Source organism: Peterkaempfera griseoplana, assembly GCF_001418575.1.
Taxonomy (GTDB): Bacteria; Actinomycetota; Actinomycetes; order Streptomycetales; family Streptomycetaceae; genus Peterkaempfera; species Peterkaempfera griseoplana.
The window spans coordinates 1-14,560 of the sequence record NZ_LIQR01000507.1; the positions used below are offsets into that span (position 1 = coordinate 1).

Annotated in this window: 12 protein-coding genes and 1 pseudogene; 2 read left to right on the forward strand and 11 right to left on the reverse strand. The window is 70.0% G+C overall.

The genetic code is table 11. From position 1 onward, the window contains the following. The 8 genes from AOK09_RS31270 to acnA all read right to left on the reverse strand — a co-directional run. Positions 1-394 (reverse strand): 1-deoxy-D-xylulose-5-phosphate synthase N-terminal domain-containing protein (locus tag AOK09_RS31270; RefSeq protein ID WP_322973223.1); only part of this gene is annotated, 394 nt, incomplete at its 3' end. A gap of 322 nt (positions 395-716) precedes the next feature. Further along, positions 717-2,051, reverse strand: coding sequence for a sugar ABC transporter permease (locus tag AOK09_RS31275; RefSeq protein ID WP_407675450.1), 1,335 nt, complete (start codon positions 2,049-2,051; stop codon positions 717-719). Further along, positions 2,048-2,836 (reverse strand): ATP-binding cassette domain-containing protein, encoded by a 789-nt coding sequence (locus AOK09_RS31280; protein ID WP_079063581.1) that lies wholly within the window; start codon positions 2,834-2,836, stop codon positions 2,048-2,050. Before AOK09_RS31280 ends, AOK09_RS31275 begins: the two co-directional genes overlap by 4 nt. A 171-nt stretch (positions 2,837-3,007) precedes the next feature. Continuing rightward, positions 3,008-4,120: a sugar ABC transporter substrate-binding protein gene (locus AOK09_RS31285; protein WP_055590605.1), complete on the reverse strand. Its 1,113-nt coding sequence runs from the start codon at positions 4,118-4,120 to the stop codon at positions 3,008-3,010. A 119-nt stretch (positions 4,121-4,239) separates the two neighbouring features. Beyond that, positions 4,240-5,460: an ROK family transcriptional regulator gene (locus AOK09_RS31290; RefSeq protein ID WP_055590614.1), complete on the reverse strand. Its 1,221-nt coding sequence runs from the start codon at positions 5,458-5,460 to the stop codon at positions 4,240-4,242. Between the two features lie 273 nt (positions 5,461-5,733). After that, positions 5,734-6,105, reverse strand: coding sequence for a hypothetical protein (locus AOK09_RS31295; protein WP_055590606.1), 372 nt, complete (start codon positions 6,103-6,105; stop codon positions 5,734-5,736). A gap of 215 nt (positions 6,106-6,320) precedes the next feature. Further along, positions 6,321-7,649 (reverse strand): glycoside hydrolase family 18 protein, encoded by a 1,329-nt coding sequence (locus tag AOK09_RS31300; RefSeq protein WP_055590607.1) that lies wholly within the window; start codon positions 7,647-7,649, stop codon positions 6,321-6,323. Positions 7,650-7,815: 166 nt separating this feature from the next. Beyond that, entirely contained in the window at positions 7,816-10,524 is a 2,709-nt protein-coding gene (gene acnA, locus AOK09_RS31305; RefSeq protein WP_055590608.1) for an aconitate hydratase AcnA, read from the reverse strand. A gap of 257 nt (positions 10,525-10,781) precedes the next feature. On the opposite strand from acnA, the gene AOK09_RS31310 reads away from it, so the two are divergent. After that, complete coding sequence (locus tag AOK09_RS31310; protein WP_055590609.1) at positions 10,782-11,198, forward strand: type II toxin-antitoxin system VapC family toxin; 417 nt, start codon at positions 10,782-10,784, stop codon at positions 11,196-11,198. A gap of 91 nt (positions 11,199-11,289) precedes the next feature. After that, positions 11,290-11,739, forward strand: coding sequence for an ATP-binding protein (locus AOK09_RS31315; RefSeq protein ID WP_079063582.1), 450 nt, complete (start codon positions 11,290-11,292; stop codon positions 11,737-11,739). A gap of 92 nt (positions 11,740-11,831) precedes the next feature. Here the strand turns inward: AOK09_RS31315 and argF are convergent, their stop codons facing one another. The 3 genes and pseudogenes from argF to AOK09_RS31330 all read right to left on the reverse strand — a co-directional run. Further along, a complete protein-coding gene (argF, locus tag AOK09_RS31320) occupies positions 11,832-12,833 on the reverse strand; it encodes an ornithine carbamoyltransferase (RefSeq protein WP_055590610.1) in 1,002 nt (333 codons plus the stop codon). 70 nt (positions 12,834-12,903) lie between these two features. Then, positions 12,904-14,145 (reverse strand): arginine deiminase, encoded by a 1,242-nt coding sequence (locus tag AOK09_RS31325; RefSeq protein WP_055590611.1) that lies wholly within the window; start codon positions 14,143-14,145, stop codon positions 12,904-12,906. Between the two features lie 84 nt (positions 14,146-14,229). Then, positions 14,230-14,560 (reverse strand): annotated as a pseudogene (locus tag AOK09_RS31330) (polynucleotide kinase-phosphatase); the annotation flags it as partial.

Sequence of the window (14,560 nt, forward strand, 5' to 3'; positions counted from 1 at the left end):
GCAGCTGGTTGGCCTTGGCCAGTCCGTCGGCGTAGCCGAGCACGGTGGAGGCGTGCGAGTTCTCGATCACGTCGTGCTCGGACTCGGCGCGCGAGGGGTAGCCCGAGAGCCCTCCCTTGGCGCGCAGCCGGGAGAAGTCCTGGCGGCCGGTGAGCAGTTTGTGGACGTAGGACTGGTGGCCGGTGTCGAAGAGGATCCGGTCGCGCGGGGAGTCGAAGACCCGGTGGAGCGCGATGGTGAGTTCCACCACACCCAGGTTGGGACCGAGGTGGCCGCCCGTCCGCGAGACCGCGTCCACGAGGAAGTCCCGGATCTCCTGGGCCAGTTCCGCCAGTTGTGCGGGGGTGAGCCGGTCCAGGTCGCGCGGTCCCCGAATGCGGGTCAGCAGGGCCACCCGTTCCTCCTTCTTCGCAGGTCTGCGGGCATGTCCGCAGGATGTGCGGCTTCCCCCCGCCGGTGCGGGTCCGGCGGCGCCGGGTCGTCCCGGCCCGTCGAGTCTAATGTCCGCCCTTCGGACAGGGGACGCCCAGTGGGTCGCCGGACCGGCGCGCCTCGGATCCGGACATGCAGCTGCCCGGCACCCGAGCGGCTTGGGTGCCGGGCCGGCTGTCCTCGCCCGCCCTCCGGCGGTGAGGCGGCCCACCGGCCGTCCGGGCCGCACATCCCCCTCGGATGTACTGCCCGGACCGGCTGGCCGGTGGGAAGAAGGTGTCAGGTCAGCCTCGGCCGGACGCCTTCTGGGTACGGCGGGACACCGAGTCCAGGACGACCGCGGCGAGCAGCACCGCGCCGGTGATCATGTACTGGATGGAGGTGTCGATGCCCTTGAGGTTGAGGCCCTGGACGATGGACTGGATCACCAGGATGCCCAGCAGCGCCGACCAGGTCTTGCCCCGGCCGCCGAAGAGGCTGGTGCCGCCGATGACCGCCGCGGCGATCGCGTTCATCAGGGTGTTGCCGCCACCGAGCGCCTTGTCCGCGGCACCCGACTGCGAGGCGATGAACAGACCGCCGAGCGCGGCCAGACCGGCCGAGATCATGAAGACCGAGATCCGGACCCAGACCACGTTGATACCGGCGCGACGCGCCGCCTCGACGCTGCCGCCGACCGCGAAGACCTTGCGGCCGTAGGAGGTGCGGCGCAGCACCCAGTCGCTGACGATCACGATGCCGAGGAACACCACCAGGGCCAGCGGCAGGCCGCGGTCCTGGTTGAGGGTGTAGGCGGCGGCGAAGGCGATCACGGCCAGCACCACGGTGCGCGCGGCGATCTCGCCGGCCGGGCGGTGGAGCAGGCCGGCCGCGCGGCGGCGGCGGGCGTCCAGCAGGGCACCGCCCAGGTAGAGCAGCACACCGACGACGGCCAGACCGTAGGCCGCGGCGACATCGCTGAAGAAGTAGTTGTCCAGGTGGACCATCAGCCCGTCCGGCGGGTTGTTGATGGTTCCGGTGGTGCCCAGGATCCACTGCTGCAGGCCGCTCCAGCCGAGCAGACCGGCCAGGGTGACGACGAACGCCGGCACGCCGATCTTGGCGAAGAAGAAGCCGTGGATGGCGCCGATCACGACGGCGGTGACGATGGCGAGGCCGGCGGCCAGCCACTCGTTGACGCCGTGCTGCACGGAGAGCACCAGCGAGATGGCGGCGGCGGTACCGGCGACCGAACCCGCGGCGAGGTCGATCTCACCGAGCAGCAGCACGAAGACGATGCCGACGGCCATCAGGCCGGGGCCGGCGATGTAGAGCGTGATGTTGGAGAGGTTGTCCGGGTTGAGGAAGGTCCCGGTGACGCCCTGGAAGATGCCCCAGATGATGATGAGGCCCAGGATGACCGGCAGGGAGCCCAGGTCGCCGCTGCGCATCTTCCGCTTGAACTCGCCGAGGTAGCCCTTGAGGCCCTCCTCGCGCACGAGCAGGCGGGGGTCCACGGTGCGTACCGGCGCGTGGCTCTCGATGGCCTCGGCGTCCGTCGCGGTGGTGTCGGCCGCGGGGGTCTCGATCGCGGAGCCCTGGGCACCGCCCTTGGAGGTGTCGATCGGGTTGCTGCTCACTGCTGTGCCTCCGCAATGCGGGCCTGACGCCGGGTCACGGCATTCTCCGTGGCGCCGGTGATGGCGGAGATGATCTCTTCGTGGCTGGTGGTCTTCACGTCGAAGACACCGTTGTTGCGGCCGAGCCGCAGGACGTTGACCGTGTCGGCGACGGCCTTGACGTCAGCCATGTTGTGGCTGATCAGGATTACGCCGAGGCCGCGCTCACGCAGCCGCTCCACCAGGTCGAGCACCTGGGCGGTCTGTTCGACACCGAGGGCCGCGGTGGGCTCGTCGAGAATCACGATCTTGGGGTCGCCGACCAGCGCACGGGCGATGGCGACCACCTGGCGCTGACCTCCGGAGAGGGCGGCGACGGGGATGCGCACGCTGGGGATGCGGATGGACAGCGTGTCCAGCAGCTCCTGGGCGCGCTTCTCCATGCCCACCTCGTCCAGCGTGCCGCCGCGCAGCAGCTCCCGGCCGAGGAAGAGGTTGGCGACCACGTCGAGGTTGTCGCAGAGCGCCAGGTCCTGGTACACGGTGGCGACGCCGAGCTGCTGGGCGTCGTGCGGCCGGTTGATCGAGACCGCCTTGCCCTCCCACTCGATGACGCCCTCGTCGATGGGGTGCACACCCGCGATCGTCTTGACCAGGGTGGACTTGCCGGCGCCGTTGTCGCCGACCAGGGCGACGACCTCTCCGGCGTGGACCTCCAGGTGAACGTCGGTGAGCGCCTGGACGGCGCCGAACCGCTTGGAGACCCCGCGCAACGCCAGTACGGGTGCGCCTGTCACGTGAACCATCTCCTTCTGCCGCTCGTCCGGATTACGGACCGATGGAGCGGGATGCCGCGCCGTGCCAGGCGCGGAGGGTTGTGCAAGACATACAACACATCAAGGGGCACGGAAGAAACGTGCCGGACGGGAGGGGTGCCCCCCACTGTGGTGGGGGGCACCGCCCGTACAGGTCCTGAATTACTTGATGCCGGCCGCGTCGCACGCCTTGACGTAGGCGCCGGTGCAGATGTCCGAGACCTTGTAGAGGCCGTCGGCGATGACCGTGTCCTTGACGTTGTCCTTGGTCACGACCTTGGCGGGCAGCAGGATCGACGGGACGTCCTTGGCGGTGTCGCTGTCGGCGCTGGCCGTGGCGACGGACTTGACGTCCTTGCCCTGGAGCAGGTTGACGGCCATCTCCGCGGCGGCCTCGGCCTCGGGCTTGTAGGCCTTGTAGATCGTGTAGGCCTGGTCGCCGGAGAGGATCCGCTGGATGGCGTCGGCGGCGGCGTCCTGGCCGCCCACCGGGACGTCCTTGATACCGGCGCCCTTGAGGGCGGTGATGATGGCCGCGGCCATACCGTCGTTGGCCGAGTAGACCGCCTGGAAGCCGCCCTTGCCGAGCTGGGTGATGGCGGCACCCATCTTCTGGCCGGCGGTCTTCGGGTCCCACTCACCGGACTGCTCGTAGACGACCTTCTTGACGGCGCTGTCGATGATCTTGTGGGCGCCCGACTTGAACAGACCCGCGTTGGGGTCGGTCTCGGCACCGTTGATCATGACAACGTTGGCGTCCTTGGCCTTGGCGCCCAGGGCGTCCACCAGGGCCTGGCCCTGGAGCTCGCCGACCTTCTCGTTGTCGAAGGAGACGTAACCGGCGACCGGGCCGGCGGCGAAGCGGTCGTACGCGATGACCTGCACGCCCTTGGCCTTGGCCTCCTCCACCCAGGACTTGGTGGCGGTGGCGTCCTGCGGGTCCAGGACGATGACCTTCACACCCTGCGAGACCAGCGCGTCGAACTGCTGCTTCTGCGTGGCGGTGTTGCCCTGGGCGTTGTTGTACTTGACGTCGCAGTCGGAGCAGAGCGCCTTGACCTTGGCGGTGAAGAGCGGCTTGTCGAAGGACTCGTACCGGATGGACGAGGAGTTCTCCGGGAGCAGCAGACCGATGGTCTTGCTGCCGCTGCCGCCGGCCGAGGCCGCGGAGGAGTCCGACTTCTTGCTGCCACCGGCCGAGCCACAGGCGGCCATGGTGAGGGCCATCGAAACCGCGGCGGTGCCGATGACGGCGCGACGCATCAGAGCGTTCATGGGGGGTTGCCTCCCTGACAGGGCCGCAACGCTGCGGCCGAGGTTGGAGGGAGTCAATCCCTCCGGCTGCCTTAACGTCAAGAAGTAAATTCTTGCCGCAACGAATCCGAACCTTTTCGTTATCTTCCTGAAGACACAGCCGTGACCGACCGAGGGTGGAGCGAGCCATCAGGCTGGGGCAAAGCGCCCGAATCGCCCATCTCGCTCATCACCAAGGCTAGAGCGCCCAGCACCTCGGCCCGGCCTCCCAGGGTGCCCGGCACCACGGAGAGCTGGCGGGCGGCGCTGGGGATCGCATAGCGCGCCACGGACTCACGGATCGGGGAAAGCACCAGCTCACCGGCTTCCGCCAGATCACCCCCGAGGATCACCCGGCGGGGGTTGAGCAGGTTGCACAGGTTGGCGACACCGGTCCCGATCTGCCGGCCCACATCCGCGATCACCCGGCGGCAGCCGAGGTCGCCGCGCTGGGCGAGCTGGACGACCCTGGGCACGGTGAGGCCGGGGCCGTGGCTGGCGTTCAGAAGATTGAGCAGATAGCGGGACCCCACAAAGGTCTCCAGGCAGCCGCGGTTGCCGCAGCGGCAGACCGGGCCGGACTCGTCCAGCGTGATGTGTCCGATCTCACCGGCGGTGCCTCCGGGACCCCGGTAGATCTGCCCGCTGATCACCAGACCGGAGCCGACACCGCTGGCCACCTTGATGTACGCCAGGTCCGACAGGCCCCGCCCGGCGCCCCAGACCAGCTCCCCCAGGGCGCCCAGGTTGGCGTCGTTGTCCACATAGACCGGCATCCCCAGGCGGGAGGAGAGCTCCCGGCCCGGTTCCACCCCCGTCCAGCCCGGCAGGATCGCGGTGGAGCCGATCGCCCCGGTCTCCACGTCGATGGGGCCGGGGACGCCCAGCCCCACCCCGATCACCTTGTCCGACCGGAAGCCGGTCTGCGTCAGCAGCCGCTCCACCAGGGTCTCGGCCCGGTCGAAGCCCTGGGCGGCGGAGGCGTCCACATCGATGGGCTCGCTCTCCTCGGCGAGCACCCGGTGGGCCAGGTTGCCCACCGCCACCCTCAGGTGGGTGTGGCCGAAGTCGACGCCCACCACGATGCCCGCGTCCGCGCTGAGCGAGACACTGCGGGCCCGCCGCCCTCCCGAGGAGGTCGGGGTCACCACCACCGTGCCGCTCTCCTTGAGCTCACGGACGATGTTGGACACCGTGGCGGCGGAGAGCCCGGTACTGCGGGCGATCTCCGCCTGGGTCAGCGATCCCGCCATGCGGACCGCGCGCAGTACCCGTTCCAGATTCGCCCGGTGAAGCGAGGACTGCGATCCCGGCGTGTCCAGGGACATGGTTCAACCCTCCCAGGGTGCCGTGGGCCCGACCGCCCGCGGCCCCTTCCGCGCCCTTGCGGCGGAGCTCGGTTACAACTTGTGAAATCTAAGCTGAGCCAATGCGGTGAGGTCGCGTCAAGAGTGAATGCAGATCGTTGTCAAACCTTCGCCACCGCAGCCCCGGTGCCGGCACGGGCGGGAGGAACCTGCAGGTATCAGGACAGAGCAGCCGTGTTCCCGGCCGCCGAGCCAGCGTTCAGCGCTGAAGCCAGACGGCGCGGCGCCTCAGAGGCGGGGCCGCCAGCGGACCCCGGCCAGGGCGTCCGCGACCAGCTGGACACTCCGGGTCAGCGCGGCGAGCCGCGGCCCCTCCTGGGCGTAGACCCACAGCAGGGCCTCGATGACCTGCGGTTCCACCTGTCCGCGCAGATCGACCCGGGCGGTGGACCAGCCCCGGCGGGCGGCGTGCAGCGAGGACTCGGCCTCCTGCCGGGCCAGCCTCGCCAGCAGCACCGGATGGCGGGAGAGCAGCGGATAGCGGCGGTACTCCCCCGGGCACAGGTCATAGAGCCAGCTGACCGCGGACCGCTCCCATCCGGGGGAGCCGGGCGGCCGGACTTCCCTGGGCCAACCCGGGGGCACCGCTGCTTCGTACATGGGTTCGATTATGCGACGAGCATGGCCGAAAATGCACTGTTGATCTTGATGGGGAACGCCGGTGCGGGAGCTGCCCACCGGCGCGGCGGGCGTCCCCGGGACGGTCCAAGGGCCGGGCCCGCCGGACGGTCCGCGGTCGCCCGTGAGCGGGCAGCGCGGAGGCGTGTGCGGCCGCAGGGAACGCGGCCGCACACGCCTCCGGGGGGCAGCCGCCGTCAGCGCCGGTGGCGGTCGAGACCGGCGTCGAGGGCGGAGACCAGGGTGCCCTGGGTGTCGTCGTTGTCCAGGGACCAGGCCATCACCCCGAGCAGGCCGTGCCGGCGGGCGTACTCGGCCTTGTCGGTGAGCACGGCGGGGGTGTCATAGGCCCAGAAGTCGGTGCCGTCGTACTTCCAGGTGGCGTCGGTCCGCGGGTCCCGGTAGACCGTGCCGGGCAGGTCCTTGATCTGGTGGTACGGGGCCGTGCCGCCCGCCGCCAGGCCGGTGGCCGGCTGGTAGAGGCCGTGGCTGCCGCCGGCCGGCACACCCGTCCAGCCGTAGCCGTAGAAGGGCACGCCCAGCACCATGCGGTCGGCCGGGACGCCGCGGGAGCGGTAGTGGCGCACCACCTGGTCGACGCTGTAGCCCTGGCCCGCGGGGGAGGGGTCCGCGGGGTCGCTGTAGAGGTTGGCGAGGTGGTTGGTCGGGCCCTGGACCTCCCAGGGACCGTGGAAGTCGTAGGTCATCAGGTTGAGCCAGTCCAGGGACCGGGAGACCTGCTTCAGCTCCAGCTGGTCGGCCTTGGGGGTGCCGGCCGGGACGGCGGCGGTGAGCAGGTAGTGGGTGTGGTTGCGGGCGCCCAGGACGTTCAGCTGGCGGCGGAACTCCTGCATCAGCAGCGTGTAGTTGTGGCCGTCCTCGGGGCGGACCACATTGCCCGCGTCACCGCCGCCGCCGGGGTACTCCCAGTCGATGTCGATGCCGTCGAAGACCCCGGCGCCCGAGCCCTTGCCGCCCTCGACCGAGCCCAGCTGCGGGAGGTCGCCCTTGAGGTAGAGGTCGATGCAGGAGGAGACGAACTTCTTGCGGGAGGCGTCGGTCAGCGCGGCGTCCGAGAAGTACTTGGACCAGCTCCAGCCGCCCAGCGAGACCACCGCCTTGAGCTGCGGGTGGGCGGCCTTGAGCTTGCGCAGCTGGTTGAAGTTGCCCTTCAGCGGCTGGTCGGCGGTGTCGGCGACCCCGTCCACGGACTCGTCGGCGCCGACCGGGCGCTGGTAGTCGGCCCAGGCGTCGCCGACGCCGGCGGCGTTGGCCTCGAAGCAGGTGCCGTCGGCGGAGACGTTGCCGAAGGCGTAGTTGAGCACGGTGAGCTTGTCGGCCTGGCCCGAGGTGGCGACGTTCTTCGCGGAGAACCCGCTGTAGATGCCCCACTGGGTGAAGTAGCCGACCCGCTGGCCCTCCAGCCGCGGGGCGGGACGGTCATGGGCCTGGGCGGCGGGACCGGCCGCCAGGAGGGTGCCGGAGACGACGGCGAGGGCGGCGAGCAGCGCGGCAGGACGGCGCATACGAGGACACCTGCGACCTTCTGAAGGACCGGATATTGGTCTGGACCAAGTGATCCACAGGTATAGTCCACCGCCGGTCGCCCACACAAGGCCCGCACACCAACACGGCCGGGCCGCAACCCCGTTGGGGATTGCGGCCCGGCCGTCGGCTGGTGCCCGGAACGCCTTACTTGCGGATCAGCGACCGCAGCACGTACTGCAGGATGCCGCCGTTGCGGTAGTAGTCCGCCTCACCGGGGGTGTCGATGCGCACCTTGGCGTCGAACTCCTTGTCGCCCGCCCTGACGTGCACCGTCTCCGGGATGCCGCCCTCGTTGAGCGCGGTCACACCGGTGATCTCGAAGGTCTCCTCACCGGTCAGCCCCAGGGTCAGCGCGGACTCGCCGGCCGGGAACTGCAGCGGCAGGACGCCCATGCCGATCAGGTTGGAGCGGTGGATGCGCTCGTAGGACTCGGCGATGACGGCCTTGACGCCCAGCAGCGCGGTGCCCTTGGCCGCCCAGTCACGGGACGAGCCGGAGCCGTACTCCTTGCCCGCCAGGATCACCAGCGGGACGCCAGCGGCCTGGTAGTTCTGGGCGGCGTCGTAGATGAAGGAGACCGGGGCGCCGTCCTGGGTGAAGTCCCGGGTGTAGCCGCCCTCGGTGCCCGGCGCGATCTGGTTGCGCAGCCGGATGTTGGCGAAGGTGCCGCGGATCATCACCTCGTGGTTGCCGCGGCGCGAGCCGTAGGAGTTGAAGTCGCGCTTCTCCACACCGTGCTCGGTGAGGTACTGCGCGGCCGGGGTGCCCGGCTTGATGTTGCCCGCCGGGGAGATGTGGTCGGTGGTGACCGAGTCGCCGAGCTTGGCGAGCACCCGGGCGCCGGTGATGTCGGCCACCGGGCTGGGCTCCTGCGCCATGCCCTCGAAGTACGGGGGCTTGCGGACGTAGGTGGACTCGGCGTCCCACTCGAAGGTGTCACCGGTGGGGACCGGGAGCGACTGCCAGCGGTGGTCGCCGGCGAAGACGTCCGCGTAGTCCTTGGCGAACATGTCCTGGTCGATGGAGGCCGCGATGGTGTCGGCGATCTCCTGCTCGGTCGGCCAGATGTCCGACAGGTACACCCGGTTGCCCTCGGCGTCGGTGCCCAGCGCGTCACGGGTGATGTCGACGTTCATCGAGCCGGCGATGGCGTAGGCGACCACCAGCGGCGGCGACGCCAGGTAGTTCATCTTGACGTCGGGGTTGATCCGGCCCTCGAAGTTGCGGTTGCCGGAGAGCACCGAGACCGCCGCCAGGTCGTGCTCGTTGACGGCGGCGGAGACCTCCTCCGGCAGCGGGCCGGAGTTGCCGATGCAGGTGACGCAGCCGTAGCCGACCAGGTTGAAGCCCAGCTTCTCCATGTAGGGGAGCAGGCCGGCCTTCTCGTAGTAGTCCATGACGACCTTCGACCCGGGGGCGAGGGTGGTCTTGACCCACGGCTTGACGTGCAGGCCCTTCTCCACGGCCTTCTTGGCCAGGATGGCGGCGCCCAGCATCACCGAGGGGTTGGAGGTGTTGGTGCAGGAGGTGATGGAGGCGATCACCACGGCGCCGTTGTCGATCTCGTAGACGGTGCCGTCGGGCGCGGTCACCGGGGCCGGACGCGAGATGCCGTTGGCGGCGGCCGGGGAGTCGGAGGCGGGGAACGACTCCTTGCCGGCCTCGTCGTCGGTGGTGATGTAGTCGCGCACGGCGGTGCGGAACTTCTCGGCGGCCTCGGCGAGGACCACGCGGTCCTGCGGGCGCTTGGGACCGGCGATGGAGGGGACCACGGTGGCCAGGTCCAGCTCGATGTACTCGGAGTACACCGGCTCGGCGGCCGGGTCGTGCCACAGGCCCTGGGCCTTGGCGTAGGCCTCGACCAGCGCCAGCTGCTTCTCGGAGCGGCCGGTCAGCCGGAGGTAGTGCAGGGTCTCGTCGTCGATCGGGAAGATCGCGCAGGTGGAGCCGAACTCCGGCGACATGTTGCCGATGGTGGCGCGGTTGGCCAGCGGCACCGAGGTGACGCCCTCGCCGTAGAACTCCACGAACTTGCCGACCACACCGTGCTTGCGCAGCATCTCGGTGATGGTGAGCACCAGGTCGGTGGCGGTGGCGCCGGCCGGCAGCTGGCCGTTGAGCTTGAAGCCGACCACCCGCGGGATCAGCATGGAGACCGGCTGGCCCAGCATGGCCGCCTCGGCCTCGATGCCGCCGACGCCCCAGCCGAGCACACCGAGGCCGTTGACCATGGTGGTGTGGGAGTCGGTGCCGACGCAGGTGTCGGGGTAGGCCTGGCCGTTGCGGACCATCACGGTGCGGGCCAGGTGCTCGATGTTCACCTGGTGGACGATGCCGGTGCCGGGCGGGACCACCTTGAACTCGTCGAAGGCGGTCTGGCCCCAGCGCAGGAACTGGTAGCGCTCCTTGTTGCGGCCGTACTCGATCTCGACGTTCTGGGTGAAGGCGTCGGGGGTGCCGAACTTGTCCGCGATGACGGAGTGGTCGATGACCAGCTCGGCCGGGGCGAGGGGGTTGATCCGGGACGGGTCGCCGCCGAGCTCCTTGACGGCCTCGCGCATGGTGGCGAGGTCGACGACGCACGGCACGCCGGTGAAGTCCTGCATGATCACGCGGGCGGGCGTGAACTGGATCTCCTGGCTGGGCTCTGCGTTCTGGTCCCAGCCGCCGAGGGCGCGGATGTGGTCGGCGGTGATGTTGGCGCCGTCCTCCGTGCGGAGCAGGTTCTCCAGCAGGATCTTCAGGCTGTACGGAAGCCGCTCGGAACCCTCGACGGCGGACAGCTTGAAGATCTCGTACGACTCGTCGCCGACCTGCAGCGAGCTGCGGGCGTCGAAGCTGTTCGCGGACACGACTGTCTCCTTCTTGGTGCGTGTGGCCACGCAATCCTGACCGACCCGGCCGACCGACCCACAAGTGAGGTGAACCTAAGTCAGTGCGCGCCTCTCGGCGGATATCTCGATGTCGAGATAAACCATAGTGCATGGTCGCCCCGACGGCGACGACGGCATGCTGGGGACTCTCCGGGAAGCGGACTTCCAAACCTGTGCGCCCCGGGCAACCGGCCCGGACGGCGCGACCTGGATGACGCGACCTGGATAATGACTCCGTGATCGTGGTGGACGCTTCGGCACTGGTGCTCTTCCTCGCCGACCCCGCAGAGCGCGGCGACGCCGCCCGGGCCCTGCTCTCCGCCGACCCCGACTGGGCGGCCCCCGAGCACATCACCATCGAGGTGATGCAGTCGCTGCGCGGCCTCCACCTCGCCGGGCGGCTGACCGCGGCGGAGGTGGCCGCGATCGCCGGACGGCTGGGCACGGTGGCGGTGCGCAAGGTCCCGGTGGAGCCGCTGCTGGACCGCATCTGGCAGCTGAAGGACAACCTCACCCCGGACGACGCCGCCTATGTGGCGGTCGCCGAACTGCTCGGCGCACCCCTGGTCACCGCCGACCTGCGGCTGATGCGCGCGACCGGCCCGCGCTGCGCGATCCGGGGGATCGGCGCCGTGCCCGTCAGCGAGGCGTAAGGATCCGGATGCCGGGCGTGAGCGGGTTCCCGGACGGGTACGCGGAGGGAGTGAGGGATCCGCAGGCGGAGCGGAGAGGAGTCCCGCGACCATGACCCAGCACCCGATGAGCAGCCCCGACCCGGACACGGCGCATGAGCGGCTCTGGGCGCTTCCGCTGCCTCACGCGGCCGATTCGGTCCCGCTGGCGAGGGCGATCGTCAGGCAGGTCCTGCACACGCTGGGCGATCCGGTGGACTCCTTCGCGGCGTCGCTGGCCGCCACCGAACTGGTGGCCAACGCCCTGGAGCACACCCCTGACGACGGCGACGTGGAGCTGGTGCTGGGGTGGGAGGAGCAGGGCTTCCGCATAGAGGTGTGCGACGCCGAACCGCTGGACCTGGTCCTGGAGGACCTGCTCCACCAGCCGACCGCGGAGCTGCCCTGCGAACCGGCGGAGGACGGCCGGGGGCTGCTGCTCATCCGGTCGGTCTCCGACCGGGCCGGCATCCGGACGACCTCGCACGGCAAGGCCGTCTGGTGCCTGCTGGGAGCCGTCTGACCAACGCCGTCTGACCAACCCGCCCCGCAGGACCGTGCAGCACCCGCGGCGGCGCCCCCGGCGGGCGTACCGGCCGGGGCCCACCCGGGGGGTCAGCCCCCGAGGGTCGCCACCAGCACCGCCTTGATGGTGTGGAGCCGGTTCTCCGCCTGGTCGAAGACCACCGAGTGCCCGGACTCGAAGACCTCGTCGGTGACCTCCAGCTCGGACATGCCGGTGGCGGCGTGCATCTGCCGTCCGACCTCGGTGCCCAGGTCGTGGAAGGCCGGCAGGCAGTGCAGGAACTTCACCCCGGGGTTGCCGGTCGCCCGGACGGTCTCCATCGAGATCTGATACGGCTTCAGCATCGCGATCCGCTCGGCCCAGACCTCCTTGGGCTCACCCATGGAGACCCAGACGTCGGTGTAGAGGAAGTCGGCGCCGCGCACCCCCTCGGCGACGTCCTCGGTGAGGGTGATCCTGGCGCCCGAGGCCGCCGCGAGCTTCTCCGCCTCGGCCCGCACCTCGTCGGCCGGCCAGAGCTGCCGGGGGGCGACGATGCGGATGTCCATTCCCAGCAGGGCGCCGGTGACCAGCAGCGAGTTGCCCATGTTGAAGCGGGCGTCACCCAGGTAGGCGAGGGCCACCTGGTCCAGCGGCTTGGTGGTGTGCTCCTGGACGGTCAGCATGTCGGCCAGCATCTGGGTGGGGTGCCACTCGTCGGTGAGGCCGTTCCACACCGGGACGCCCGCGTGGGCGGCCAGTTCCTCGACGATCTCCTGGCCGTGGCCGCGGTACTCGATGCCGTCGAACATCCGGCCCAGCACCCGGGCGGTGTCCCGGACGGACTCCTTGTGGCCGATCTGGGAGCCGGCCGGGTCCAGGTAGGTGGTGTGGGCGCCCTGGTCGTGGGCGGCGACCTCGAAGGCGCAGCGGGTGCGGGTGGAGGTCTTCTCAAAGATCAGCGCGATGTTCCGGCCGCGCAGCACGGGCTGCTCGGTACCGGCGTACTTGGCCGCCTTCAGCTGCGCCGACAGGCCGATCAGAAAGCGGAACTCCTGCGCGGTGAAGTCCAGCTCCTTGAGGAAGTGCCGGTTGCGGAGGTTGAAGGCCATGCCGGTCTCCTGGGTGGTGGAATCGATGAGGTCGGAAGTCTATACGAATATAGGAATGCCTATGCAGAGGCTAGGCCACCGGATCCCGTTCCACCGGGCAGCTCATACAGCGGGGACCACCCCGGCCCCGCCCCAGCTCACTGCCCCGGATGGTGATCACCTCCACCCCGTTGCGGCGCAGATGGGTGTTGGTGGTGGCGTTGCGCTCGTACGCGATCACCACCCCGGGCTCCACCGCCAGCACATTGCAGCCGTCGTCCCACTGCTCGCGCTCGGCGGCGTGCACATCCTGCACGGCGGTGAGCACCCGGACCGAGTCCAGGCCCAGAGCGTTGGCGATGGCATGGTGCATCTGCTCCGGGGCGTGATCGCTGACCTGCAGCTCCTCCGGGCTGTCGCCCGGCTCGATGGTGTACGAGCGCAGCATGCCGAGACCGGCGTACTTGGTGAAGGTGTCGCCGTCCACCATGGTCATCACGGTGTCCAGATGCATGAAGGCGCGGGTCTTGGGCATGTCCAGCGCCACGATCCGGCGGGCGGAACCGGCCCGGAAGAGCTCATGCGCGAGCAGCTCCACGGCCTGCGGGGTGGTCCGCTCACTCATCCCGATCAGCACCGCGCCATTGCCGATGACCAGGACGTCCCCGCCCTCGATGGTGGACGGGTAGTCGTGCTCGCCACGGGACCACACCCGGAAACCGCCCGGTGTGTCGTACCCGCCGGCGAACGCCGGATGGTGGCGGTAGATCGCCTCGAAGTGCACGGTCTCCCGGCGGCGGGCGCGCTTGCGCATGGCGTTGATGCTCACCCCGTCGTAGACCCAGCAGGAGGTGTCCCGGGTGAAGAGGTGGTTGGGGAGCGGCGCCAGCAGGAAGTCGTCGAGGTCCATCACATGGAACCGCACCGAAGTGGGCTCCTTCGCCCGGTCCAGGAACTCCCGCTTGGTCATCCCCCCGATCAGCAGCGAGGTCAGCTCCGCGGCCGGCAGGTCCTCGAAGAACTCCCGCAGATGCCCGGTGGCCAGCGGACCGTGCTCCTTCTCGTCGAAGACCCGGTCCAGCACCAGCCGCTTGGCCTCCGGCACCGCCAGGGTGTCCCGCAGCAGGTCGTCGAAGAGATGGACCTTGACCCCGCGCTCACGCAGCACCGCCGCGAAGCCGTCGTGCTCCTCCTGGGCGCGCCGTACCCAGAGCACGTCGTCGAAGAGCAGCTCGTCCTTGTTGGTCGGGGTGAGCCGTTTCAGCTCCAGGTCCGGCCGGTGCAGGATCACCTGCCGCAGCCGTCCTGCCTCGGATGCGACGTGGTAGCCCATGGGTCCTCCCGGGAGGGGCGAGATGCGGCAGCAGCCGCATCCCACCCGTACCCAGGGCCGTGATCACGGAAGCCGAGGCCCCGGTCACAGCCGCGGGTCGACCGGCTCCGACTCCAGGGCCAGCACCGCGAAGACCGCCTCGTGCACCCTCCACAGCGGTTCCCCGGCGGCCAGCCGGTCCAGCGCCTCCAGGCCCAGCGCGTACTCCCGCAGGGCGAGTGAGCGCTTGTGGCCCAGGGAGCGGCCGCGCAGCCGCTCCAGCTGGTCGGGGCGGGTGTAGTCGGGACCGTAGATGATCCGCAGATACTCCCGGCCACGGACCTTGAGCCCCGGCTGCACCAGCCGGCCGTCCTCCCCGCGCACCAGCGACGCCAGCGGTTTGACCACCATGCCCTCGCCGCCCGCCCCCGTCAGC

Bases quoted from the DNA above. Each gene is read 5' to 3' on its own strand.
- AOK09_RS31280 (WP_079063581.1), bottom strand. From the start codon at position 2,836: ATGGTTCACGTGACAGGCGCACCCGTACTGGCGTTGCGCGGGGTCTCC.
- AOK09_RS31285 (WP_055590605.1), bottom strand. From the start codon at position 4,120: ATGAACGCTCTGATGCGTCGCGCCGTCATCGGCACCGCCGCGGTTTCG.
- AOK09_RS31295 (WP_055590606.1), bottom strand. From the start codon at position 6,105: ATGTACGAAGCAGCGGTGCCCCCGGGTTGGCCCAGGGAAGTCCGGCCG.
- AOK09_RS31300 (WP_055590607.1), bottom strand. From the start codon at position 7,649: ATGCGCCGTCCTGCCGCGCTGCTCGCCGCCCTCGCCGTCGTCTCCGGC.
- AOK09_RS31315 (WP_079063582.1), top strand. From the start codon at position 11,290: ATGACCCAGCACCCGATGAGCAGCCCCGACCCGGACACGGCGCATGAG.
- argF (WP_055590610.1), bottom strand. From the start codon at position 12,833: ATGGCCTTCAACCTCCGCAACCGGCACTTCCTCAAGGAGCTGGACTTC.
- AOK09_RS31325 (WP_055590611.1), bottom strand. From the start codon at position 14,145: ATGGGCTACCACGTCGCATCCGAGGCAGGACGGCTGCGGCAGGTGATC.